Genomic DNA, 23,531 nt, shown 5'->3' on the forward strand with positions numbered 1-23,531 from the left:
GAGGAGAGAAAATGTTTGTATTTATTGTCCGGCGAATTTTGCAAACCATACCGGTATTACTAGGAGTAAGTCTTGTGGTTTTTCTCATCATGCAGATGGTTCCCGGAGACCCGGCAACCCTGCTTGCAGGTGAAGGAGCAACTAAAGAAACGATAGAAATGATTCGACATCAGCTTGGCTTGGATCGTCCAATCCTCTATCAGTACTTTGACTATGTAATCCATGCTGTACAAGGTGATTTTGGAGAATCACTTCGTAGTAGCCGCCCTGTTTTGGACGAGATTTTGGTCCGCTTGCCAATCACCCTAGAACTTGCTCTTGCAAGTATTTTTATAACCGTTGTCCTTGGAATGTTGGCGGGAATTATCTCAGCCACTAAGCAATACTCAGCAGCTGACATTTCTATCATGATCGTTGCTTTATTAGGAATCTCTTTACCTAGTTTTTGGTTAGGTCTAATGCTTATCTACTTTTTTTCCGTTAATCTTCAGTGGTTTCCTGTTTCAGGTTGGGGAACTATTAATCACATGATTCTCCCAGCTATTACCCTCGGGGCGGGAGGAGCTGCAATTGTAGCCAGAATGACCAGGTCAAGTATGCTCGAAGTTGTTCGTCAAGACTATATTCGTACAGCAAAAGCCAAGGGATTAAAAGAGCATGTCATTATATATAAGCACGGTCTAAAAAATGCGCTTATCCCTGTTATTACAGTCGTTGGTCTTCAATTCGGTGCGCTCCTTGGAGGTACCGTATTAACAGAGTCCGTATTTGCCATCAATGGACTTGGTAGGTTAATAGTTGATGCCATTAGAACGAGAGATTTACCAATGGTACAAGGCGGGGTCCTTATTGCATCTGTTATCTTTGTATTTATGAATCTAGCTGTAGATGTCCTCTATCGATACTTTAACAAGCGAATAGACTTAAATTAGGGAGGTACTAAGATGAAACAGTTTGAAGAAAAAATACTGGAAGTTAAAAATCTGCAGACCTACTTTTTTACTGATGAAGGAACGAGTAAAGCAGTTAATGGAATTAGTTTCACCCTAAACAAAGGGGAAACTCTTGGAATTGTAGGGGAATCTGGGAGTGGTAAAAGTATTACTTCCTTATCACTATTAAGGTTAATCCAATCCCCTCCCGGAAAAATTACCGGGGGCAGCATCCTTTTTAAAGGTGAGGATCTACTTACAAAGACTGAAAAACAGATGCGATCCATACGTGGTAATGAGATTTCTATGATTTTTCAGGAACCAATGACATCATTAAATCCCGTTTATTCAGCGGGTGAACAAATTGCAGAAGCTATAAGACTTCATCAAAAGCTAGGAAAAAAAGAAGCTTGGAACAAAGCAGTTGACATGCTTCGGCTTGTCGGAATCCCCTCTCCTGAAAAAAGGGCAAAACAGGAGCCGCATGAACTAAGCGGCGGAATGAGACAAAGGGTCATGATTGCAATGGCACTTGCATGCCACCCTGAGGTATTAATAGCGGATGAACCTACAACAGCCCTTGATGTGACGATTCAAGCCCAAATTTTAGAGCTAATAAAAACCCTGCAAAAGGATTTCGGTACGGCTGTCATTTTGATTACTCATGATTTAGGGGTCGTATATGAAACATGTGACCGAGTAGCTGTCATGTACGCAGGGAAAATTGTTGAATACACACTGGCAAAAGAGATATTCACAAATCCTAAACATCCATACACGATTGGTTTATTGAACTCCCTACCACGTCTCGACATGGACCAGGAAGAATTGACTACCATACCCGGGACTGTTCCAAGTCCATACAATATGCCCAAAGGCTGCAGCTTTGCACCCCGTTGTGCACACGCGAAGAAAATTTGTGAACAAGCTGTACCGGATCTTCAAACAACCGGCCCAAGTACCCAGGTCAGCTGTTGGATGTTTACCCCCCAATGGGAGAAAGAATATGACGCTCAAGAGAAAGTAGGGGTTTAATAATGGTATTATCAGTTGTAGAGAAAAAGGTTCTGCTAAAAGTAAATCAATTGAAACAATATTTCCCAATTAAGGGTGGGTTTTTCGGGAGAACTATTAATCATGTAAAAGCTGTTGACGACATTAGCTTTAATATCTATCAGGGAGAAACCTTGAGTATAGTTGGTGAATCTGGCTGTGGGAAATCGACAACTGGACGGGCCATTCTTCGATTAGATGAACCTACAAGTGGGAGTATACACTTTCAGGATAGGGATTTACTAAGTTTGGGAAAAAAAGAAATGAGGAGTACAAGGAAGGATTTGCAAGTTATTTTTCAGGATCCATTTGCCTCCCTTAATCCTAGACAGACTATAGGACAAATTCTCGGAGAAGCCTTATCCATACAAAATGTAGTGCCTAAAGAAAACCGAAAGAGCAGAATTGAAGAATTATTAGGCCATGTCGGCTTGAGACCAGAATCCATGGAAAGATACCCACACGAATTTAGCGGGGGCCAGCGGCAGAGAATCGGTATTGCACGGGCGCTTGCAGTAGATCCAAAACTGATCATTTGTGATGAAGCTGTATCTGCACTTGATGTCTCTATTCAAGCGCAAGTACTAAATTTATTAAAATCATTACAACGACAATTCGATCTTACCTTTCTTTTTATTTCACATGATTTAGGTGTGGTTAGACATATCTCGGATCGTGTAATGGTCATGTACCTAGGAAAGATAGTCGAAATTGCTGACAAAAAGTCCATTTTTGAACAGCCGCAGCACCCATATACACGGGCATTACTATCTGCTATCCCAGTTCCAAATCCAGTGCAAGAAAGAGAACGAATTCTATTAACGGGTGATGTCCCCTCACCTATTGATCCTCCAAGCGGCTGCCGCTTTCATACACGGTGTCCTTTTGCTATAGATATCTGCAAATCACAGTTACCTGAATTAAAGATTTCTGCCCAAAATCATCAAGTCGCTTGTCACATTGTGTCATAAATTGTAATAGATTTCCGAAGGAGTCTTTAGTAAGATACTAATAAGCAGAATTATTAAAGTTATATAAAAATATTATCATTAGAGGTTCATAATGCTTAGTTACGAGGGATTTACATTATTAATCATGCTTTTTATTTTAGCTCCTATCATGGGAGCTATTGCTCTTTTATTTCTGTTTGTATTTGAGAAGAGAATTGATCTTCTTGAAAATAAAAACAAAGAGATACGGCTGGAACAAGCACTCCAAGAAGCCCAATATAATAAATTAAACCAGCAAATTCAGCCTCACTTTTTGTTTAATACACTAAATGTCATATTAAGCTTGGCACGTTTAAACAGAACGACAGAATTGATACGTGCCTTAGAGGCATTTTCGCAATTCTTAAAATTCAAGTATAAAGCATCTGAACCATTAATTCCCCTAGCTCAAGAAATTCAGTATACTCAGCATTATCTAGACATACAAAGTCTTCGCTTTGGTGATCGGCTTAAGATAGATATGGAGTGCCCCGACCAATTATTAATTGCACTAGTTCCACCCTTCATTCTGCAGACTTTAGTTGAGAATTCGTTTAAACACGGTTTAGAAAAAAAAGTGGGAGAAGCACTTCTTAGTATCCGATTCTATCAGGATTCCCAGACGATATATTTAGAAGTAATAGATAATGGTTTAATGGTAAAAGCCACTTCCTTTACAGAGAAAGGCGGTCATGGCTTAGACAATATCCAAAAACGTTTAGATTTGTACTTTAGTAACCGTGCACAAATAATTATTTCTTCTAATGAGTCAGGAACAAGGGTAAAGGTAGTTTGGCCACTGGTTTATGATAAGAGAGTTGAGGAGGGAGCTTCGGAATGAATGTATTATTAGTTGATGACGAACCATTAGAACTTGAACAAATGGAATATATGATTCAGTCTATATACCCTTATTGGAAGTTTCACAAAGCCGCTGATGCCTGTCAAGCACTTACCATCAACCAAAATTTCAAAATAAACCTCGCTTTTTTAGATATTAATCTACCTGGGCGATCCGGTCTTGAATTTGGTGAAGACCTGAGGGCGGTAAACAAAGAAGTAGAAATAATAATGGTTACAGCACATCAAAGTTTCGATTATGCCCAACAATCCATAAGAATAGGAGTGGTTGATTATTTAACGAAACCTGTAATTGAAAGTGATTTGCATAAAGTTCTATCTAAGTATAATAAACAAGACTCATCTCATGATTATTCAAGCCTAATTCATCATTCGCTTTCATTTATTCATGACAATTTTGCTGAAAAAATCTCTCTTTCCGACATTGCTCGTGAAGTACATACAAACCCGACCTATTTGAGTAGGAAATTTCACGAAGAAGTCGGCGCTTCTTTTACAGAATATTTAATACATTATAGAATACAAGCCGCTAAACGATTTTTAACCAATAACACGAGTTGGAACATATCAGACGTTGCTGAAAACTCAGGATTTAATAGTCAACATTATTTCAGCACTATATTCCGTAAGATAGAAGGAATAACGCCCAAAGAGTTCCGTGAGAAAGGAAAATAAACATTGCGTCCTCGTTCATTTCAAGAATACGTACAAGGCCCTATTCAAATTGGGATAGGCTTAGGAATTATCTCCCTCCTGGCACGTTGGGTGACAGGAACCACGATATTATCCTCTCCTGAGTCCATGGTAAAGTATGGAGTTTTCGGGGGAATTGGCTATGCTCTAATGGGAGCGATCGCCCTGTTCATGTTCAGTTTCATCGGGAAGAGGGTTCGGCAGGATTTTCCCATGGGATTGACTATGGGGGACTATTTAAAAACCAGGCTTCATCCTTTGGGATATTGGATCTTGATGGTGATTCTGGTATTAACTAGTTTACACACTTTATTCATTCAGGGAATGGCAGCGTCTACTCTTTGTCAATTTCTTTTTGATACGCCACTTTATGTAGGGTTGTTCTTCTTTTTCTGTTTTTGTGTTCTTTTTGCTGGATTCGGCGGGTTAAAATTTATTCACGGAATCGCATCTTTTCAAGTCATTTCTATGTTTGCCGCCGCTATCTTAATTCCATTATACTTTTTCGTCAAGGAAGGGATTCAACCTGTTTATGATGGGATCCGTCTATATCACCCATATATGCTAGTAATCAATAAGTATGATTTATGGAATTTTATTTTTGCAGGGCTTCTAGTAGGGTTCGGTCAGTTTTTCTTTGACCTCACATCATGGCATCGTCTATTTATGATAGAAATAAAAAAAGTCCCCTTAACATTTTCCTTATCTGGTCTTATATGGATTACATTCCCATTATCCTTTTCATCTCTTTTTATCATGGTTATCTTTACAGGTGGGTTCACTGATATACATTCTATTTTAGTTGGATTAGCTAACAAGATTACGACACCTTTCATTTTTATTCTTTTCGTATTATGTGCATTTAGTGCAATCACCTCCACATTTGGTGCCTGTCTACATTCATTAATAAGCTTAATTGTAGCCAATATTTTAGAACCTTTCCAAACTAAAAAAAGTGACCAACAAAAAATAAGAATGGCCTATCTTCTATCAATCTTGATTGGAGGAATGATTTTTGTTGCTACACTCTTCAATTCTCCAACCCTATTAGAGCTTTTATTTTATTCTGGAAATATATATTCAGCATTGCTAGCACCATTTCTGGCAATAGTATTTAGTAAAGGCAAAGTTGCGAATTTCATTCCAATAAGCGCAGTCTTAGCTATAGTTATCTCATACATTATTCAACCTTACGTAAGTGATTTTCAAAGCATTTGGTTTAGTGGGTTAGCTTCATTTACCATTATAGTGATTTGTACGATTCTTTCGTTCATTAAGACTAAATGGAGATTTTTTAAAACTAAACTGAACTAATTAAGAAGTAAGTTTTATCGGATTTGGTGCAATTTTTAAAGAACGTCTAAATACTACCAACCCCATTCATGTACATTACGCTGTTCCGTACATGAATGGGGTTTCTCTCTTAATCTCGTAAAAAGTAACGAAAACGATTATCTTAGCTTTCCACCTTTTTGAAATACCGATATACCTTATCTAGTTTTTTTGTTTGTTTTCCATTTGAACTTTCCATATTACCAAATTCAAAAAACTTCACTTTTTTGATACCCACAAAATTAAATAAGGCTTTTTTCATCAATATTTTATGCGCATTATTCAACCAGAGAAGTGGATATTTTGTAGGTCCCTTCATAGTGGAAACACATACAACTGACTTTCCTTTTAAAAGTCCTTCTGGTAGAAGTCCCTTCTTATCCCTATAGGCAAAATTTGCAGCAAATAATTGATCAATATATCCCATAAGCATTGCGGGAGGCCTCCCCCACCAGATTGGATAGACAAAGACAATCTTGTCAGCCCAAGTAATTTGATTTCTATATTTTTCAAGGTGAGGATCACGGTGCATATCACGCCTTCGTTTATGCTCATTGAACACTAGGAGTGGATTAAAGCCCTCTTCATATAAATCTAAGACCTGCAACTCCTTTATGTTAGGGTTCTCATTACTACCTTTGATGATTTTTTGTAAAAACTCATAACTTAAACTTTTGTGATTAGGATATGTGTAAATGACTAGCATGTTCATGACGCACCCCCTACTTACTTATCATTTGATAACAAAACTATAACACTCACAGATTTTTATTGTCAAATGATAATTGTATTATGATAACATTTTTGTTATCTTCTCAGTAAGAGGTGAAAGTTATGGACAAAAAAGCTCTTTTTGATAAATGGGTGTCATTTACAACTTCTGTTCATCAGGTGACACACGAATTAACACAAAATGCTAAATCTGATTCCATCACGCCAGTTCAATATAACATTCTTGAATATATAACTGTCAGTCAGCCTGTCACTCCAAGTGAAATCAGTGACTGTCAGCATATATCAATGCCAAACACGAGTCGTGAGCTGAAAAAATTAAGCGAAAAGAATTTAATCGAAAAATTAAGTGATACTGAAGATCGACGAAAACAATATATTCGTCTCTCGAAAGAGGGGGAAACCATGATGAACGAAGCCTTTGCAGTCGTAGAATCTCGTTTCCAAAGTCGAATGCAAAATGCTTCGAAAGAAGATTTAGAGGATATTGAGAGTGCCATGGATATTCTTCAAACAAAACTATTTTACTGATGGACATGTAGTACAGAAAAATGGCTCCCTCGATTGAAAGATAATCGTTTAAAACTGATCATCTTTCAATCGAGGGAGCTCCTTTATTATCTCCAAACACTAGGCGGTTTTTATTCCAAAATCCATTTCATCCTCATTCACGCTTAATGAGGAGAATGTTCTAGGATCCTTCTTTTGTCTTTCAGCCTCACAAATTGACTTCTCTAATCCTTATAAATCAGGTACCGCAAAAGGTCCGGTAAGGTGTTGTTGACTCAGGCAGTGTGGAGTATTCAGCCTGTTCGGCGGAGTGCGCGTAAGGGTTTGAAAGAACATCCAAAAGCCGTTCCATCACGCTGAAGTCTCCTTTTTCCACTGCTGCTTCCAGTGCCTCTTCTACCCGGTGGTTCCGTGGGATAACCGCAGGATTGCTGTTTTGCATCAACTGATTCGAGGATGCTTTCGATTCCTTCTGCCTGCTTAGTCTCGCCTGCCAGAGCTCATGCCACTGAGCGAATTCCGGTGTCTCAAATAGGACCGTATCCTTCGGTGTATCAAAAGTTAATGTGCGGAAGGTATTGGTATAGTCGGCACCATGCTTCTTCATCATATTGAGGAGGTCATCAATAAGGGATTCATCCTGTTCCTCTTCGTTAAATAGCCCCAGTTTTGCTCTCATTCCTGCGAGCCAATTAGATTGATACAACTCATTAAATACTGAAATTTTATCCTGGGCCAGTTTAACAGCCTGCTCCTGATCATCATGCAACAGCGGCAATAATGCTTCAGCAAATCGTGCAAGATTCCACCCAGCAATATAGGGCTGATTGCCATAAGCATAGCGGCCTTGGGTATCAATGGAACTGAAAACCGTTGCCGGATCATAGGCATCCATGAAGGCACAAGGACCATAGTCGATGGTTTCTCCGCTAATCGTCATGTTGTCAGTATTCATTACCCCATGAATGAAGCCGACAAGCTGCCATTGGGCAATAAGCTTAGCCTGACGCTTGATCACTTCCTGAAGTAGCGAGAGATAGCGGTTTTCATCTACTTCAACGTCTGGATAATGGCGCTTTCTTGTATAGTCGGCAAGGGCCCGTAGTTCCTCAACCGTTCCCCATTTTGCAGCGAATTGAAAGGTTCCTACACGTAGATGACTTGCAGCCACACGGGTCATAATTGCACCAGGCAGCCCGGTTTCGCGGATTACTGATTCACCGGTTGTCACCACTGCCAGACTTCGGGTGGTAGGAATGCCGAGTCCATGCATCGCTTCGCTGATGATGTATTCGCGCAGCATCGGTCCAAGGGCAGCCCGGCCATCACCCCCGCGGGAGTAAGGCGTTCTTCCTGGACCCTTAAGCTGAATATCAACCCTCTCGCCTTGAGGCAAGATCTGCTCTCCAAGAAGCACCGCCCGTCCGTCCCCTAACATGTTAAAATGTCCGAATTGATGCCCCGCGTATGCTTGAGCAAGAGGCGAAGCACCTTCTGGAATCCGGTTTCCAGCAAACACCGCTACGCCATCTTCGCTTTGCAATGCCTGAACGTCCAAACCAAGGGATGCTGCCAACTGTTCATTGAGAATGATCAACTCCGGTGAACTTACAGGAGTCGGGTTGGTACTGGTGAAAAATTTTTCCGGAAGACGGGAATAACTATTGTCTAAATTCCATCCTGTTTCATTACTTTTTGTCATAGTTTCTCCTTTTCTTCTTTTGTCTTTTTGTATAATGGTTCCTCTCTCATCATTCAGTTATATACACGCCATTAAAATCAAGTGCAGTCCATTTTAATGTCTACTTCTGCCAATTTATTATACCGTTTCCACATAAAAATGGCTCTCTTTAAGTATGGATGATTGCCTGTCGCTGCTTGGGATTTTACGAAAACATCGGCATACTCCCACCATTATCTCTTCACACTGCTCCTAGAATTGAATTAAAGCAGGTACCCTTAATGGGTTCCTGCTTCTTCTCTTAAGAATATCTTATTTGATTATAATTTCTACTTTTTTGTTTACCATCACATGTGATACGGTTCTCCGTATTGTGTCTAAATGAGGTTTTGGAAGCACTCTTAATTAATTTACTTTAACTAAACATACTTTACTCTTGTTTCCAGACTTATCCTTTGCGAATACTGTTAAAGTAGCACCTTTCTTTTGCTTCGCAATTGTGATGCGAATATTGCCCTTTGTATCAACAGTACCTTTTTTCACATACTTGTTGCCATTATAAATATAGACTGTTGCGCCTTTTTCTGCTTTACCTGTCAGTATTTTTGTATTCGCTGTAACTTTATTTATCTTTGGCGTCGTTGGTGCAGTTTTATCGATGACTGTAACAGTCTTTGTTTTACTTATATTGTTTAATGGATCTTTTGCGTATACCGCAATTTTTATACCCGCTTTTTGTTTTGAAATTTTGATACTGTAGTTTCCTTTAATAGAAGCCTTCGCCGAGTTGATGATTGTTTGGCCCTTTTTCACATAAACTGTCGTATTCGGTGTCGCTTTTCCTTTAATTACTGTATGCGAATCCCAAATGGTACTCACTGTTGGTGTCGCTGGTTTGCCTTTAAAAATATTATTGATAGTAATTGATTTTGTTGCCAAATTACCAGCTGTATCTTCTACTGTGAATTTGTATTCACCTGATTTACTCACGACAAAGATGGTACTTGCGCCATTTAAAATCGTGCCGTCAGGTAATTGGATGTTTTTGATGCGCATGTTATCTGCTGTTTTCGCTACAATCGTTACATCTTTTTTCGTAGGTTCAGTTGTATTCGTGGATAATGTGATTGTTGGTTTGACTTTATCGATATTGCTAATTTTGATTGACTTTTTAATAACATTACCTAACACGTCTTCAATCTCGAATGTATAGGTTCCGTTGCCACTAACCGTATACACCGCTTTGTCTTTATAGACAATATCGTTATGTGGCAGTGTAATTGAGCGAATACCTAAATTATCATTCGCGTGAATTGTAATATCAATATTCCCATTCGTTAGTGATTTCGTGCTGGGTATTAATGTCGCAGTTGGTAGCTCTTCATCTACTACCGTTACTTCCATGCTATATTCTTTATCTGCTACCGCAGTGGATTCTTTACTTTTCGCAAGTACTTTCATCGTATATGTTCCTTGATGGCTTGGGCGCCATATAAGATTTGACGATGAACTAAATTTTTGAAGCACCCGTCCTTGCTTTGAGTTTCCTTCATACACTTCGAATTGATACAATGGCTCACGACCGCCAAATGCATTTGCTGTGAACGTATACGCTAATGGTGTTTTATTGCTTTTCATTGCCATCGATAACTCCGCTACTGGTGCTACAGCTGTTGTAAATTGAATCGTATGATTTGTCGTAAGTGATTTCCCTGAATAATCAGCCAATGCATCTTTACCAATCGTTAACGTATATGTTGTATGATCTAGTAAATATTCTGGAGTAATCGTTAATTGATCCTTATTTAGCGCCACCCTCACATTGACATCCCCATTAGGGCTTTGTAGCGTAATTTTTTCTTTATCTTTTAGTATCATATTATGATTAAACAAAAGCTTAAACTCGCTATATGTCGGTATGTTTTTTGATTGATTTGTTAAATCTTTCAATATTAATTTTTCGCCTTTATCATATGTAGTAAAAGATTGCTGATCAACAGTAAACTGACCAGCCCCATAATCTTTAATAAACTCTAAGAAATGATTCCCTTGAACATCTGTATAAATAGCTATTAAACCATTTTTAAACAATAGCTTATCTGCAGTAATATTACGCTTCAACGTATATACATATTCATTCGTATCATATGTATACACATGAATACCGCCATTGCGACTTGCCGCAAATGTGACATTGTCTTTCAGGCTAAACTCAAAATCGTTATATACTTCATCAAATGTAAATTTATTAAATAAATCTTGTGTTTTCTCTTTCGCTAAACTAAACACCGATGAAGCACTATATATTCTTTCGTCATCAGGAGAAATTTTCGCCTCCTTATTTAGTCGGAAATCTCCATGATAAGGTGAGTCATATATACTCGATATCACACCTTGATTGACATCGTGCGCTTCAATGTCTCTTGGAGATGAAGCCGAAGTAATCGTATATATTTTTGAAAGCGTGGGATTATAAGTAATTGTGGAACTTTGATAGCTGCTCGCACGAGAATTATTCTCTACTTCTTTTTTGTCCGCTAAAGAATAGACCTTAATATAAGAATGTTGACCCGAGCCAGATGTAACATACAAATAGCCATCCTTATCAACAATCACATCATAGGGATCTATCGTCACAGGCAACATCTCTTGAAATGAAAAATCATTTGCATCGACAATTGCCACACTACCATTATACGGACCGAAATTTGTCATACTATGCTTAAACTTCAGCTGTGTAACATAAAGTTTGTCATTATATACAGTTAATCTTTCTGCTATGTAAGGCAATTGCAACGTCTTTATTACACCAGTTTCATAGTTAACTGCATAAATCAATCTACTACCATTCTGCGTCATGTACACGACAGGTTCATTCGGATCTAACACTGTATCTAAAGGTTCAAATCCAAGATTGATTGCATCACTTGCTGCGTTTGCATGGTCTCTAAAATCAACAGTAATTAAAAAGCAAAAAACTACAAAATAAAATAAAATTATACGTATACTAGTCTTCAAAAAAACCCTCCTCATGCTGTATCTCAAATATTATATCATTTTCCAATATTAATAATCATTTCCTCATCAATTATATTTGCGTTCATATTATGTAAATGAAAAAACTGCACCTATTTATGGTACAGTTCTCCGTAACTATCTAAAATGCAATTTTCTCTATTCATTTTCCCCATATCGATTTTGCTTTCCCATCCAATCATTTGCTTCTCTCCACTTTAGCTTTTTTGCTGCAATCCAACTCACACCATTTTCAATTCCTTTTTCAGGCTGAAAATTATAGTCATCTGCCCAATAAAAATTGTCGTCACTTTTTAAAATAATGGCATCTCGGATAATTGAGTCATAATTTTCTGGCGTCGGGATAATATGAATACCCGTTACACTTTCAAAAAGCAATTCAATTGCAGATGGATTGCTATACTGACGTTGAAATAACATTTTTACATTCGTATCTAATTCTCCAGGAACAGTAATGGAAAAATCTTCATTTACATAAGTTCCTGTCCACATATGCATTTCCCTCAAGCATCCATCATGAAAATAACCTAATCGCTCTAGCAAATCCTTGATATCCGATTCCTCTTTCAATTCAATCCAATTCATCTCTGTTGTCCTCCAATAAATTTTATCTTCTTAATAATTCGTCATTAAAAGAAACCACCCCTTTTTATACAACAATTAAAAACCACCTGAAACGCTTTACTTCAAACGTTTTAGGTGGTTCTTTTATAAACCTCACTTACTTATGATACGGTTCACTACGTTTCATTCTAAACAAAAAAAACCTACCTATGATTCGGCAGGCCTTGAATGGATTTTTACATTCTCTATTATCTTCCCAAAGAAAGACATGCAACTCGAGTGGAGGCTTCATGTTTTCAGCCATGCCGCCTTCACCTTTTTTATAGTCCTCTCTCTTTCCTACATTGCCTTCCACGTCCCCTCTCCACTCCAGGCTATGCTCAATTCAGTATAGTCAGGCTGATAAAGGCAATGCCAAATATGCAGTATAGGCCGAGGGTAAGGGGCTGAGGAATAATAATGTATACCATCATGCTTACAATCACTAGCAGGATGCTAAAGGCATTTATTCTATCTCTCCACATACTCACCTTTGGTCAACTCCTTTTCTATTGCTTTTCTAGTTAAAGGTAATCATTCAGAAACTCTTTTTTGTATAATCATATTCTTCCAGTTTCTCTTCAGAAATAAGGTGTAGCATCTCATCATAGTTCTGCTCGGAGAATCGTTTTACATATTCATCGAATACTTCTTAAGTGTTGCCTGATCGGTTTTAAGGAAATGCCACAAAAACACTCCTCCTAAGGTCAAAGCGGATATCAGCAAGAATAGCAGTCCTTTCTTCATCCTTCATGCCTCTCTTAAAATGCTTGTGTGCCTAATTTGTATTTTTTTCATTTTTCGTTAGTATGTCAGCGTCTGATAATTTATAATTATATGATTGAACCCACTAAACAACCATGTAATGAAAATGATAAACCCATGAAAACAATCTAAATATTTAGACTTTTAAGGAGATAAGAAGTGAATGAGCATCAAAACTTTTAAGGTTGTATTGAGAACCATGCACAAAGGCCAACCTGAGGAATTCGCCTATGTCTTTGAAGGAAAAAGCCTCCTGATTGGCCGTGCCAGCCAACACTCCAAAGCTGATTTCAAGCTTTACAATGATTTCGTTTCCAGGGAACATTGCCAGATTTATATGAAGGAAGGAAAGCTTCTTATTGAGGATTTGTCGAGCAAACATGGCACCTCAGTGAACCAGATGCCACTTGTGCCGGGGCAGCCTTGCCTAATTGAACCGGGGGATACCATTACTTTGATTAATGGAATGATTGAATTCATGATTTCCATCGACAACGATTTAACACAGGATTTCACTCCGTTGAACATCACTTTTCACCAAAACGTGGTTATTAAAGAGCATCTTCAGACTGTGATCATCAATGAAAAAGCTCCCATTAAAATGCCTTTAAAGGAATTTACTTGTTTTAAGTTGCTTTATGAGAATTTGGAGAACCTTATTTCAAAGGAAGAGATTGTCCGACATGTATGGCCCGAAAGAATTGGGGACCCCCAGCAAATTGTGTCGGCAGAAGAAATCGCTTCACTTCTGTACCGGGTACGAAAACGGGTAAATGGCCATTTCGCAATAAAAGCTGTTGTTCAAAAGGGATATTATATGGAATCCACCCTTTCAATCAGCCTATCGGACCTGTAATGAACAATCACTCGAAACTCTAATTACAGGCATGAAAAAAAGCATTGCGAATAACAATGCTTTTTTTTCATGCTTTTATTGCTTTGGTAAGTCCAGGTTAGTGAATTGATCGACTGGGACGATGTCCTCGTCCATATCCATCACTTTCAGCACAACCCGGTCTCCTACATTCGTCAATACAATATCGGAGAGTGCACTGACTCCAGGGTCCACTGAGAATCTTTTGGCATTGCCTTCTACAATTAAATAGAACACGTAGCCATTTGAGAGATTGGCATCGTTGATCCTTGTTACTTTCCCTTTGATTTCTTTCAGTTCAAATCCTTTTTGAGGCGTTACACCGCTGACTTTCCCTAAAGAAGCAATTAGCTTTTTATAGTTCCGGAATGCTTCATCTTTCGTTTTCCCAAAAACCACTTGGGGATTATCGCTATTGGCATACACGATCGCTATCCCCTGAAACTTGCTGCCTTTTGTAACCGGAATTACATAAGTGGGCGCACCGTATATCGTATAGAAAATTCCATTAGTGGCTTTCCACCCTGGATATTTAGACAAGAACTCACTCGCATTTGCGTTGGATTTTGCTTCTTTTCCAGTTAGAACGGAGGTGACGCCTTTGTAGTAAGTCATTTCACCGGTTTTAGCATTGAAAACACCGTAACCTACTAGAGTTTTGGAGTTTCCTTTTGATTTTGCTCTTGTAAAATCAACTACATATATTAATTCGCCTTTTTCGTTAAACGTAACTTGCATATTATCCTCATTAGGAATCAAAACATCTTTCTTCGCTCCAATTAAGGATTGGTTTTTCCACCCGTGAACATATTTCCCCCAGTATGTCCAATATTCCAAGGCTGTTTCCAAGGTGAATGTTCTATCAACCCATTTAGGTTCTTTTCCTAACGGATAGTATTTTGTGTCGCCCGTTTCCGGATTCACTAATACCACTCCGTCCACAACAGACCCACTGCGGTATTTCAGATAATGCCCCACTGAAGCTACAAAGAAGGGCTTTCCATCTTCGTTTGGTTCTAGGTATGAATCATGTATGATTTTTTTCGGATATTCCTTACGAATCGTTCTTTCTAAATCATAATCAAGATACTGTGATGGAGCATACAACATTTTTCCTTTTACAGTACTTGCACCTTTATCTGTCGAAATGGCGGAAATTAGATTATAACCTGGCGTGTATTCGGCTTTCCCAGCTTTAAAAAATCCGTCCATTTCAATGGGTGAAGTATATGTTAATTCACCATTTATATTAGTTAGACGGTACTCGCCTTCAGTGAAATACGATGCGTTTGCTATTTTATTAATAGCTGCATCGCCTTTTGCGTCTGCCATTTTTACTGTTACAAGCGGCATGGTTTTAATGTCTTGAACTTCTTCTAGCTTATTTTTCTTATCAACTTTTGCTAAATCATGAAGTTTCTCGGCAAATGTTAGGGGATAAAACAACATGATAACCCAAGCTGCTATCAAAGCGATTCCCAGCAAACTGTTGAAATGTACATTCCAAGGTGTTCTTGTTGAATGTTTTGACCCCTCATTTTTCCGATTGCGGCGGGGTATTGAAGACTCTTTGGCACTGTACATGTACATTCTTGAATCAAAAATAAGAATAAGTCCAAAAATAACGGCAAAATTCGAAAAGAATGCAGTCGCAGTAAGATCTAGTAACATAATATCAATAACAAAAAATAATACGATAGCAGAAAGTAAAAGTCGCAGTACTTGCTCAATGAAAAAGAGTATATCCTTTTCCTTGATTGCGTTAGTCCATCTTTGTGGAATTAGGGAAAGTCCCAATACAGCAAATGGTATTTTTGTTAAAACCCCTTTTAAGATAAAAGCTATTAGTGAAAGTATCATGGTATTAAAAATCTCTCCTTATAGTATATGTTTCTATTTATTTACTATTTTATCACTTTTTGACCAACTAATTTACCATCTTCTTCTCCTCGTCCAAATATATCAATATAGCATTCCCTCCCAAATTATTCAATTTCTAATTTTTTTTCCTACTATGCTACTTTTTCATAATTAAAGTTTATATAGACAGTGAAGATTGTTCCTTTCGATACAGCTATCCCAGACACTCGGAAGGTTCAATCCAGACCATTTAGGAGGAATAGAAATGGAATTGGAAACGTTATTGGATCAGGATTACAGCTTGGGGTTCAACCCTTATTTAGCAGAAACAATCGGCATATCAATGGCGCTGATGCTGGCACATCTTCACTCAACAATAGAAGCGTATGGAATGGAAAGAGACGGAAGGGACTGGATTTACTCTACATATGATCAATTGCACACGCAGCTGCCGTTTTGGTCAAAAGGGACCATCAAGCGGATAATCCTTAGTCTCGAAAAGGAAGGCTTTATGGTTTCCTGCAACTATAACAATTCGAAAATGGACAAAACGAAATGGTACAGCATCTGTTATGAAAAGTACATCGACATGCGTGAAGACCCAGACGGATTTTTGCTTGATTACTAAGAATAAAATGCCCCCTGCCTCATAGAAAAAGGCGGATAATAAAGGAGACGAAACCGTATGATTTATGAAGAAACCTACCACTATTTATTGAGAAATGTATCTTCTACTGAATTTGATACGTGTTTGTACTCCTTACTTCATAGTGATTGGGATGGTGTTATTCAGAGCCCGCTTCATATGATGGCGAGCGGTGTGGGTACGACAGAAAAATACTTAAAGCAGATCATCAAGAAATTCACGTCACCTCAAGGATGTCTCCAAAAAGTTTTCGTACCTGTTGGTCAAGACGGAGATGTTTTATATAAGTTCAATCTTGGACCTACAAGTAATCTTGGCTTTAACAGTAAGACCGACCGTTATTGCAAGAAATACCGTTTCTTTTACAGTGAGGCTTTCAAAAACTTAACAATACATGCAAAGCGGCTGTTGCTGATGGGTGCTTTTCGAATGTCGGTTACGAAGTCCGAAGAAGTATTATTTGATTATAGTGAAATCGTTCCCGATTCCAGCTCACTTTTCACGAGGCAGCGTTTATTAGATGCAATAGATACAGTCCATAAGACTTTAGGTAATTTAGTGACAATTTCTTTCGCAAGCAAGGCTTTTTCAAAAAAAGAGGCTGTTGTGTTTACCTTCAATGAAAGAATGCTGGAGCAGTATATGGAAAATCGGGCAGAACGAGCATTTTTACGCAGAACGATTTTTAACACGGGCTTTCTTGGACATATCAGTGATTCCGTATGTATGGAATTGGAACGAGTCGGCAGATACATTTTCCGTTCGTTTCTTCAAGATGCGAAAAAATCAGGCATTTCTATGGATATACAATATGAACTGCTGAAGCTAGCACGGTTCGTCTATACCTATTCTCTTAAAAAACTCGGTCTGGCTCTTCCTGCCAATAAACACCTACTTGCGGCTCCTAAACAGGCATCCGCTTATTTAAGTACAATTATTTACCATGAAACGTTAGAACAGATGGCAAAGTATTCTCACCAAGCAGAATCGATCAAAAGCCTTCTTGACCGTGACCACTTTCATAAAAGCATCTCCGAGAAGGCTCTAGGCCGGGAAGTGAATTATCTGGAAGTAGATCAACATATCGAACCCATTCGCGTCAAGCTCAAGCAAGCCGATTTCATCCACAATGTGCTGAACAACTGGTGCGAGGAGTGGCTCATCTCCCGCGTGAAGACAGTGACAGAAGAAGGCGAAGAAGGGATAAGGAAAAAGACCAGAGATAATAAACGTACCGCATCCGAATTTATAACGGACCTTAGAAACGATACATATGATAAGTTGGACAAGCTGATGACACTAATCCGCAAGTTCGGCAATCATGCGGTTCCTCCATCCAGTCAAAATTCTTCCCTCACAATGAAAAAGGCAACCATTCAATCCTACTTTGCTATTCAAAAGGATCGTCTCGACGTGCTCTCTATATCATCTTCCTAACATTCACACTGAATGTATTCGTTCAGTGTGTTTTCCCCTGCCCTTTTTATTAATGGTTCTATCACTTTTATAAAATGACCATGAGAGCTGACCAGTTCTCTTTTTTTTGCCCTCATCGGGTTCTGTGGATAATAAATGCAGTCTGTGAATTGCAGATTTCCATTTGTAGATTGTGAATAACTTACTGTGGGTTTTACCTTTCAGTATGTAGGTTGCAAGTTCGCCTTGTTAATAGCGGTTATAGTCGGCAGTTTGTTTTTAAAGTAGGGGCCCAGCCCTGTGATAGCAAGGGTTTCCATTAATAAGTTATCTAAGGGTCTAAAGAAATGGTCTGTAAAAAGGAACTGAAAAAGATTCTGAATATCATTATAAATAAGGAGATGAATCGCCGAGCCCTTTATGAATTAATAAAGAATGAATGGAAGCAGCCTAAAAAGAAGTATTCGAGGACTACCTATAAATAAGCTAGCCCTCAAATACTTTATGGTATTAATAATATTTTCCCAGTACTTTTACGGCTTTCTAGAAGTCTATGTGCGTCTGCCCCGTCCTCTAAGGAAAAGAGAGTCGGTTCTTCGATTAGGATCTTCTTAGACATGATCCATTCAAACAACTCTGATGCTCTTTTTTTCCGTTCATCATGAGAAGTTAATACATTCCAGAGATCTCCTCCTATTAATGCTTTTGAAGTATCCATTAACATTCTAGGATCGATTTTCTCTGGATCCCCACCTGCCATTCCAAAGAATACGACAGTCCCTCTAATCTTAGTTGCTTCGAAACTGTCTAGCAAAGTTTTCCCAACTGATTCGTAAACAAGATCAACACCTTGTCCATTCGTTACATCCTTAATGGATTTCACCCATTCTGACTCATAAAGAAAAACATGATCCGCACCAGCTTGTTTTGCTACAGTTGCTTTGTCATTTGATGAGGTTAAGCCAATAACTTGACCACCCTTCATCTTGATTATTTGTGTTAGTAATTGCCCGACTCCACCTGCAGCAGCATGAACAAGGACGGTCTCTCCTTCTTTAACTGAATAACTGTCTTGAGTCAAATATTGGGCAGTTAATCCTTGAAGTAAAACTGAAGCGGCAGTTTCAAAAGAAATGCCATCAGGAAGCGGTAACAGCTTATCAGCAGAAACAGAAACTAGTTCAGCGTTGGCATGGGGAACATCAGCAAACCCGACACGATCGCCAACTTTCACACAATGAACATCTTCTCCAACATATTCAATGACTCCTGCACCTTCATAACCTAGAATAAATGGCGGATTACCCACTAAGTGATAATTCCCTTTCCTTCTATATACATCAGCAAAATTCAAGCCGATTGCTTTCATTCGAACAATTACTTCTGATTTTGAATGTTTAGGTTCCTCAATTTCTCTTATAGATAGGACTTCTGGTCCACCAAAATTATCAAAGACAAGTGCCTTCATTTTCATTTCTCCCTTCAAACGTTGTTCCTTCTTTACGATATCGAATGAAGCCTCTGATAGCAAGAAAGTCACTACCTTGAAAGAGAACTTTCAATTAGTTCTTTTACTAGACTAACCACATAGTACCTTTCTAATCATTACAAAAAATACCGCTATGCCCTAAAGGCATAACGGTTGTTGGAAAATGTAAGAAAGGATAGAGAGATACTCTCCTCTATCATTCAGTATTGGAACCAGGACCATTTTTTCGTTTTTTCGGAGAAAATTCTTCACCGTGTGCTTCTTGTTCGGCTATAATGGCTTCTTCAGGAATATGATTATTTTTTTTCGGTGCATTGACGCGGTTACGGTTTTTTTTACCCATCATTAATCTCCCCTTTATTATTTGGGTTGAACTTCTGCGACTTATATTTAACCTATTGTGGAAAGGCTAATGATAGCTTGTCCGAAAGCCCGCAAAAATATCTACAAAATGAATATTTCAAAAAAAAGGAAATACCTTCGATTTGAACGATCTAAAACTTTCATTCCTAGTTAATGGAACACAACAAAAAAAGGCTGCTGCAACAGCCCTCATTATTTAAGTAAAACATCCTTTAGTTTAAGAAAACCATACCTTTTATTGTGTTAAATTAGGTTATAATAATTATATAACCTATTAATGAGTTTTTTTATGGTTAGAATAAAAGGTGAAATGAGAGATAAACGTAATGACTAAAACAAATAAATTTCCACTTATATCAGGAAATCTTTCTCTTGATTTAGTGAACACAGAACTAGTAAAACGTGGACAGCGGCACGATTTATTGCTCTTGGAAAGAGATGTGCTGGAGTGGCTTCATGTAATAAAAGCGGAAAACGCATTTTGGGATGATCGGTTATTCTTAAAGATTGAAGAAAGAATCGGACAAGTATTTTTATGTATTCTAGAAATGCGTGCTGTTTTAAGAGAGCGATTTGAATTAATAGCAGATGGACAATCAATTCCAGATGAATTTATCTCTTTTTTAGAAAATAAGATTGAAAAAGCGCCATTCATCTATAAATTAATAAATCAAAAACTGATACCCTCACCTATTGGAGAGATAGAGGATGTCCTTTTGTCTCTAATTGCCTTTGACGCTTTAACGTTAATTGAAACAAACAAACTTCCCTCCCTCAAGAGATGCTCTAATACGGACTGCGTACTTTTATTTATTGATGAAAGTGGAAGACGTAAATGGTGTTCAATGAAAATATGTGGCAACAGAAAAAAGGTAGCCCGCTTTCAACACCGGAAGTCTGATGATGAATGAAGAACCAACTTATTTCAGAGTTGGTTCTTTTTTTCACACACTTTAACTAACCATTAAAAAATACTTTGACGGGTTAGTTCATTTCATGTAAAGTGAAATATGAATAAAAGGAGCGTGAATGATGGACAGTACAAAAATAGCAAGCCGAGAAGAAAAACATTTATTTAATGTACGATATTTATCTAAAATGAAAGGAAAAGGGAGAAGTCCATTACAGGTTAATGCAAAGGACTCAGTAACAGGTTTGATTGGTGGATTTTTAACCATTTTCGTTCTAGTTTATTTAACAAATATGACATCTGCCATGTGGTTAATGGCTCCATTTGGTGCAAGCTGCGTCCTGGCATTTGGTGTTTGGAACGCGCCATTATCACAGCCACGAAATATTATTGGTGGCCATTTTGTTTCAACATTTGTGGGTTTAGCTATATATCATCTTTTTGGTGATGAACCCTGGGCAATTGGCTTAGCTGTAGGCTTAGCAATTGCGGTGATGATGCTAACAAAAACAACGCATCCACCAGCAGGAGCCGACCCTCTCGTTGTTATGCTGGGCGCATACAGTTGGAGTTATTTAATTACGCCTGTTTTAATTGGCTCTATCGTGATCGTTTTCTTTGCACTAATCATCAATAATTTGCGCAGCAACCGGGAATATCCAACGTTTTGGATTTGACTTTTATTATTGGGGAGGAAAAAGTATGAAAAACTACATCTTCAAACAATTAAAGTTTGTTCGGGAAAACACTATTAGGTACGTGGCAAATATGAATGATGAGACATCACTTTTCATTCCAGTAGGATTCAATAATAATATCAAATGGAACCTAGGACATATATATGTTGTACAAGAAAGGTTCGCCTTTGATATTATTGGAGAAAAAATGACAATGCCGAATCACTTTAAGGAATTATTCTCTACTGGTACTAAACCAAGTGAATGGGGAGAACAAAAATCACCCGCGATCTATGACTTAATCCAATTGCTCGATAATCAAGTCAACCGGGTTGAGCAAGCATTGGAATATCGGTTGAACACAACGTTAGAACAACCATACACAACATCTACAGGTCTTACTTTATCATCAGTAGAAGAATTACTAACCTTTTGCTTATACCATGAGGGAATGCATTTTGGTGCGATTAAATCGATTTCACGAATGTTTCAAGATTAAGATAGAATGAAGTATTTTACTAAGAATTGAATGAATTTTTATCCCTTCCTTTTTATACAATAAGTTTTATAGTATTTTCAAATCTGTTTTTTAAAACCATTCAGCCCACACTTAAAACGAAATATGGTTAGCAGCTTTAAATAAAGTCTCCAGAATAACTAATAAAAATAAAATTCATTTACAAACGTTCAAATTTTATTTTAATTGATCAGTCTATTAAATAATGAACATGCAACCAATTGGATGGTCATCGCAAAAAGGGCTCTGAAGCAAAAATTACAATGAATGCAATCTTTGCTCCAGAACCCGTATATTATTAAACCTTAGTATTTATTCCAAGTTATTAAAGTATCAAGTGGTAAACGTACTTTTTCAAATCCTGCTTTCATTCCTTTTCCAAGGGAGATTAACATGACAGGTTTGAAGTTTTCCGGTACATTGAATGCATCCACAAATTTGTTTTCATCGAACCCTCCCATTGGTACTGTATCGTATCCTTTTGCTTTTGCAGCTAACATGATCTGCATGGAAACTAAGCCACCGTCAATCATTGCTACACTTAAAGCTTTTTCAGCAGAAAAGTTACCATAATTATGCATAATTGAAGCTACATATGGCTCTTTGATTTCATTCTTCATAATTCCTTTATTAACTAATTCACCATAAATTCGTTCAGCATTTTTGTAACCTTCAATATCAGCTAAAACTGCAATGACAGCAGAGGCATCAACAATTTGTTGTTGGTTATGTGCGATGGGTAGCAATTCTTGTTGGGTTTGCTTATCTTGTATTACAAGGAATCTCCATGGTTGTAAATTAGAAGAAGACGGTGCTTGAATCGCAATATCCAGGATTTCACGAATTTCTTCTTCAGTCATCACGTATTCTGCATCATATTGGCGTACTGATCTCCGTTCTTTCGCTATCGTAATAAAGTCTGTATCAGTAAGTACCTTTGGCTTTTCAAGTGATGTATTTATTTCATTTGATTTAGTTAGGTACTCTTCTTTACTCATTGTATTTTTTGTCATTTATAATGACCTCCATTTAACTGCGTTTATTACAAGAACAGTATATATCAGATACTGTTCTTATGCCAAATACAGTTTATAAAAGACGAAACCCTATTAGTTTCGTTTTTTACATTATGATTTTGATAGTAAGTCAGCAATCGTCTTTTGTTCAAGACCTTGTATAATCCAGCTCTCCATCTCATTTTTCAAACCGCATAAAGCATCACGAGAAGATGGTTGAAAGCATTTTTTATCATTCACATCAAGGAAGCCTTTTGAAAAAGGTTCAGATTTTATTGCAGAGTAAATATCGGCAAGTATGATTTGATCAGGATCTTTGGCAAGTGAATATCCACCATCCCTACCTTCCTTAGCTTGAATCAGCCCTGCTTTTACTAAATTACTTAATATTTTTCTAAGAAAACCAGACTCCGAGTTAAGCTTTGTTGCCAACTTACTACTGTTACATAATCCCTCATGATCTGCAAGAACAAGTAGAGCTTGTAATGCAAGACTGAACCACATTATACTTGAAACCTTTTCGGTCATTCCTTTCACCTCTCCTCTACTTTAAACTATTTTAATGCATATACAACG

General features: G+C 37.8%; 22 protein-coding genes. 13 read left to right on the forward strand and 9 right to left on the reverse strand.

Annotated elements, in window-relative coordinates; genetic code table 11:
• Positions 1 to 11: 11 nt before the first annotated feature.
• The 6 genes from nikB (at position 12) to NST21_RS23565 (ending at position 5,842) form a co-directional block, all read left to right on the forward strand.
• Complete coding sequence (gene nikB, locus NST21_RS23540) at positions 12 to 932, forward strand: nickel ABC transporter permease (protein WP_056520113.1); 921 nt, start codon at positions 12 to 14, stop codon at positions 930 to 932.
• A gap of 12 nt (positions 933 to 944) precedes the next feature.
• A complete protein-coding gene (locus NST21_RS23545) occupies positions 945 to 1,967 on the forward strand; it encodes an ABC transporter ATP-binding protein (protein WP_053347727.1) in 1,023 nt (340 codons plus the stop codon).
• 2 nt (positions 1,968 to 1,969) lie between these two features.
• A complete protein-coding gene (locus tag NST21_RS23550) occupies positions 1,970 to 2,956 on the forward strand; it encodes an ABC transporter ATP-binding protein (RefSeq protein WP_340891606.1) in 987 nt (328 codons plus the stop codon).
• Between the two features lie 91 nt (positions 2,957 to 3,047).
• Positions 3,048 to 3,815: a sensor histidine kinase gene (locus NST21_RS23555; RefSeq protein ID WP_056520120.1), complete on the forward strand. Its 768-nt coding sequence runs from the start codon at positions 3,048 to 3,050 to the stop codon at positions 3,813 to 3,815.
• Complete coding sequence (locus NST21_RS23560) at positions 3,812 to 4,510, forward strand: response regulator transcription factor (RefSeq protein WP_340891608.1); 699 nt, start codon at positions 3,812 to 3,814, stop codon at positions 4,508 to 4,510. Before NST21_RS23555 ends, NST21_RS23560 begins: the two co-directional genes overlap by 4 nt.
• Before the next feature lie 3 nt (positions 4,511 to 4,513).
• Entirely contained in the window at positions 4,514 to 5,842 is a 1,329-nt protein-coding gene (locus NST21_RS23565) for a hypothetical protein (RefSeq protein WP_056520124.1), read from the forward strand.
• Between the two features lie 142 nt (positions 5,843 to 5,984).
• Here the strand turns inward: NST21_RS23565 and NST21_RS23570 are convergent, their stop codons facing one another.
• A complete protein-coding gene (locus NST21_RS23570; RefSeq protein WP_340891609.1) occupies positions 5,985 to 6,572 on the reverse strand; it encodes an NAD(P)H-dependent oxidoreductase in 588 nt (195 codons plus the stop codon).
• A gap of 122 nt (positions 6,573 to 6,694) precedes the next feature.
• Between NST21_RS23570 and NST21_RS23575 the strand changes: the two genes are divergently transcribed.
• A complete protein-coding gene (locus NST21_RS23575) occupies positions 6,695 to 7,123 on the forward strand; it encodes a MarR family winged helix-turn-helix transcriptional regulator (RefSeq protein ID WP_340891610.1) in 429 nt (142 codons plus the stop codon).
• Between the two features lie 217 nt (positions 7,124 to 7,340).
• Here the strand turns inward: NST21_RS23575 and NST21_RS23580 are convergent, their stop codons facing one another.
• From NST21_RS23580 to NST21_RS23590, 3 genes are all read right to left on the reverse strand, one after another.
• Complete coding sequence (locus tag NST21_RS23580; RefSeq protein WP_340891611.1) at positions 7,341 to 8,804, reverse strand: protein adenylyltransferase SelO; 1,464 nt, start codon at positions 8,802 to 8,804, stop codon at positions 7,341 to 7,343.
• Positions 8,805 to 9,188: 384 nt separating this feature from the next.
• Positions 9,189 to 11,801 carry an Ig-like domain-containing protein gene (locus tag NST21_RS23585; protein WP_340891612.1) on the reverse strand — a complete coding sequence of 871 codons (2,613 nt, stop codon included), beginning with the start codon at positions 11,799 to 11,801 and terminating at the stop codon, positions 9,189 to 9,191.
• Positions 11,802 to 11,957: 156 nt separating this feature from the next.
• On the reverse strand, positions 11,958 to 12,404 hold the full coding sequence (locus NST21_RS23590) for a hypothetical protein (RefSeq protein ID WP_340891613.1): 447 nt from the start codon (positions 12,402 to 12,404) through the stop codon (positions 11,958 to 11,960).
• Positions 12,405 to 13,350: 946 nt separating this feature from the next.
• Between NST21_RS23590 and NST21_RS23595 the strand changes: the two genes are divergently transcribed.
• Positions 13,351 to 14,043, forward strand: coding sequence for an FHA domain-containing protein (locus NST21_RS23595; RefSeq protein ID WP_340891614.1), 693 nt, complete (start codon positions 13,351 to 13,353; stop codon positions 14,041 to 14,043).
• Positions 14,044 to 14,118: 75 nt separating this feature from the next.
• On the opposite strand, the gene NST21_RS23600 is transcribed toward NST21_RS23595, so the two are convergent.
• Positions 14,119 to 15,921, reverse strand: coding sequence for a hypothetical protein (locus NST21_RS23600; RefSeq protein ID WP_340891616.1), 1,803 nt, complete (start codon positions 15,919 to 15,921; stop codon positions 14,119 to 14,121).
• Between the two features lie 265 nt (positions 15,922 to 16,186).
• Here NST21_RS23600 and NST21_RS23605 point away from each other — a divergent pair, with 265 nt between their 5' ends.
• Positions 16,187 to 16,549: a hypothetical protein gene (locus NST21_RS23605; RefSeq protein ID WP_340891617.1), complete on the forward strand. Its 363-nt coding sequence runs from the start codon at positions 16,187 to 16,189 to the stop codon at positions 16,547 to 16,549.
• A 57-nt stretch (positions 16,550 to 16,606) separates the two neighbouring features.
• Positions 16,607 to 18,004 carry a hypothetical protein gene (locus NST21_RS23610; protein WP_340891618.1) on the forward strand — a complete coding sequence of 466 codons (1,398 nt, stop codon included), beginning with the start codon at positions 16,607 to 16,609 and terminating at the stop codon, positions 18,002 to 18,004.
• 481 nt (positions 18,005 to 18,485) lie between these two features.
• On the opposite strand, the gene NST21_RS23615 is transcribed toward NST21_RS23610, so the two are convergent.
• Positions 18,486 to 19,451, reverse strand: a complete 966-nt coding sequence (locus NST21_RS23615) for a quinone oxidoreductase family protein (protein WP_340892629.1) — start codon at positions 19,449 to 19,451, stop codon at positions 18,486 to 18,488.
• Between the two features lie 217 nt (positions 19,452 to 19,668).
• On the reverse strand, positions 19,669 to 19,818 hold the full coding sequence (locus NST21_RS23620) for a hypothetical protein (protein WP_162245296.1): 150 nt from the start codon (positions 19,816 to 19,818) through the stop codon (positions 19,669 to 19,671).
• A gap of 343 nt (positions 19,819 to 20,161) precedes the next feature.
• Here NST21_RS23620 and NST21_RS23625 point away from each other — a divergent pair, with 343 nt between their 5' ends.
• From NST21_RS23625 to NST21_RS23635, 3 genes are all read left to right on the forward strand, one after another.
• The gene (locus tag NST21_RS23625; RefSeq protein WP_340891619.1) at positions 20,162 to 20,746 is read left to right on the forward strand and encodes a CGNR zinc finger domain-containing protein; all 585 of its coding nucleotides are present in this window, start codon (positions 20,162 to 20,164) and stop codon (positions 20,744 to 20,746) included.
• Between the two features lie 121 nt (positions 20,747 to 20,867).
• A complete protein-coding gene (locus tag NST21_RS23630; protein ID WP_053347741.1) occupies positions 20,868 to 21,422 on the forward strand; it encodes an HPP family protein in 555 nt (184 codons plus the stop codon).
• A 25-nt stretch (positions 21,423 to 21,447) separates the two neighbouring features.
• The gene (locus tag NST21_RS23635; protein WP_340891620.1) at positions 21,448 to 21,921 is read left to right on the forward strand and encodes a DinB family protein; all 474 of its coding nucleotides are present in this window, start codon (positions 21,448 to 21,450) and stop codon (positions 21,919 to 21,921) included.
• A gap of 323 nt (positions 21,922 to 22,244) precedes the next feature.
• Here NST21_RS23635 and NST21_RS23640 read toward each other — a convergent pair whose 3' ends face one another.
• Both NST21_RS23640 and NST21_RS23645 read right to left on the reverse strand, forming a co-directional pair.
• Positions 22,245 to 22,952 carry a nitroreductase family protein gene (locus NST21_RS23640; protein ID WP_340891622.1) on the reverse strand — a complete coding sequence of 236 codons (708 nt, stop codon included), beginning with the start codon at positions 22,950 to 22,952 and terminating at the stop codon, positions 22,245 to 22,247.
• Between the two features lie 114 nt (positions 22,953 to 23,066).
• On the reverse strand, positions 23,067 to 23,483 hold the full coding sequence (locus NST21_RS23645; protein WP_098176049.1) for an RrF2 family transcriptional regulator: 417 nt from the start codon (positions 23,481 to 23,483) through the stop codon (positions 23,067 to 23,069).
• Between the last annotated feature and the right edge of the window lie 48 nt (positions 23,484 to 23,531).

It is taken from the genome of Peribacillus sp. FSL K6-1552, from assembly GCF_038005205.1.
Lineage (GTDB): Bacteria > Bacillota > Bacilli > Bacillales > DSM-1321 > Peribacillus > Peribacillus butanolivorans.

Coding starts and splice junctions, on each gene's coding strand:
- nikB (WP_056520113.1), top strand. CDS start 12: ATGTTTGTATTTATTGTCCGGCGAATTTTGCAAACCATACCGGTATTA.
- NST21_RS23545 (WP_053347727.1), top strand. CDS start 945: ATGAAACAGTTTGAAGAAAAAATACTGGAAGTTAAAAATCTGCAGACC.
- NST21_RS23550 (WP_340891606.1), top strand. CDS start 1,970: ATGGTATTATCAGTTGTAGAGAAAAAGGTTCTGCTAAAAGTAAATCAA.
- NST21_RS23555 (WP_056520120.1), top strand. CDS start 3,048: ATGCTTAGTTACGAGGGATTTACATTATTAATCATGCTTTTTATTTTA.
- NST21_RS23560 (WP_340891608.1), top strand. CDS start 3,812: ATGAATGTATTATTAGTTGATGACGAACCATTAGAACTTGAACAAATG.
- NST21_RS23570 (WP_340891609.1), bottom strand. CDS start 6,572: ATGAACATGCTAGTCATTTACACATATCCTAATCACAAAAGTTTAAGT.
- NST21_RS23575 (WP_340891610.1), top strand. CDS start 6,695: ATGGACAAAAAAGCTCTTTTTGATAAATGGGTGTCATTTACAACTTCT.
- NST21_RS23580 (WP_340891611.1), bottom strand. CDS start 8,804: ATGACAAAAAGTAATGAAACAGGATGGAATTTAGACAATAGTTATTCC.
- NST21_RS23590 (WP_340891613.1), bottom strand. CDS start 12,404: ATGAATTGGATTGAATTGAAAGAGGAATCGGATATCAAGGATTTGCTA.
- NST21_RS23595 (WP_340891614.1), top strand. CDS start 13,351: ATGAGCATCAAAACTTTTAAGGTTGTATTGAGAACCATGCACAAAGGC.
- NST21_RS23600 (WP_340891616.1), bottom strand. CDS start 15,921: ATGATACTTTCACTAATAGCTTTTATCTTAAAAGGGGTTTTAACAAAA.
- NST21_RS23605 (WP_340891617.1), top strand. CDS start 16,187: ATGGAATTGGAAACGTTATTGGATCAGGATTACAGCTTGGGGTTCAAC.
- NST21_RS23610 (WP_340891618.1), top strand. CDS start 16,607: ATGATTTATGAAGAAACCTACCACTATTTATTGAGAAATGTATCTTCT.
- NST21_RS23615 (WP_340892629.1), bottom strand. CDS start 19,451: ATGAAGGCACTTGTCTTTGATAATTTTGGTGGACCAGAAGTCCTATCT.
- NST21_RS23620 (WP_162245296.1), bottom strand. CDS start 19,818: ATGATGGGTAAAAAAAACCGTAACCGCGTCAATGCACCGAAAAAAAAT.
- NST21_RS23625 (WP_340891619.1), top strand. CDS start 20,162: ATGACTAAAACAAATAAATTTCCACTTATATCAGGAAATCTTTCTCTT.
- NST21_RS23630 (WP_053347741.1), top strand. CDS start 20,868: ATGGACAGTACAAAAATAGCAAGCCGAGAAGAAAAACATTTATTTAAT.
- NST21_RS23635 (WP_340891620.1), top strand. CDS start 21,448: ATGAAAAACTACATCTTCAAACAATTAAAGTTTGTTCGGGAAAACACT.
- NST21_RS23640 (WP_340891622.1), bottom strand. CDS start 22,952: ATGACAAAAAATACAATGAGTAAAGAAGAGTACCTAACTAAATCAAAT.
- NST21_RS23645 (WP_098176049.1), bottom strand. CDS start 23,483: ATGACCGAAAAGGTTTCAAGTATAATGTGGTTCAGTCTTGCATTACAA.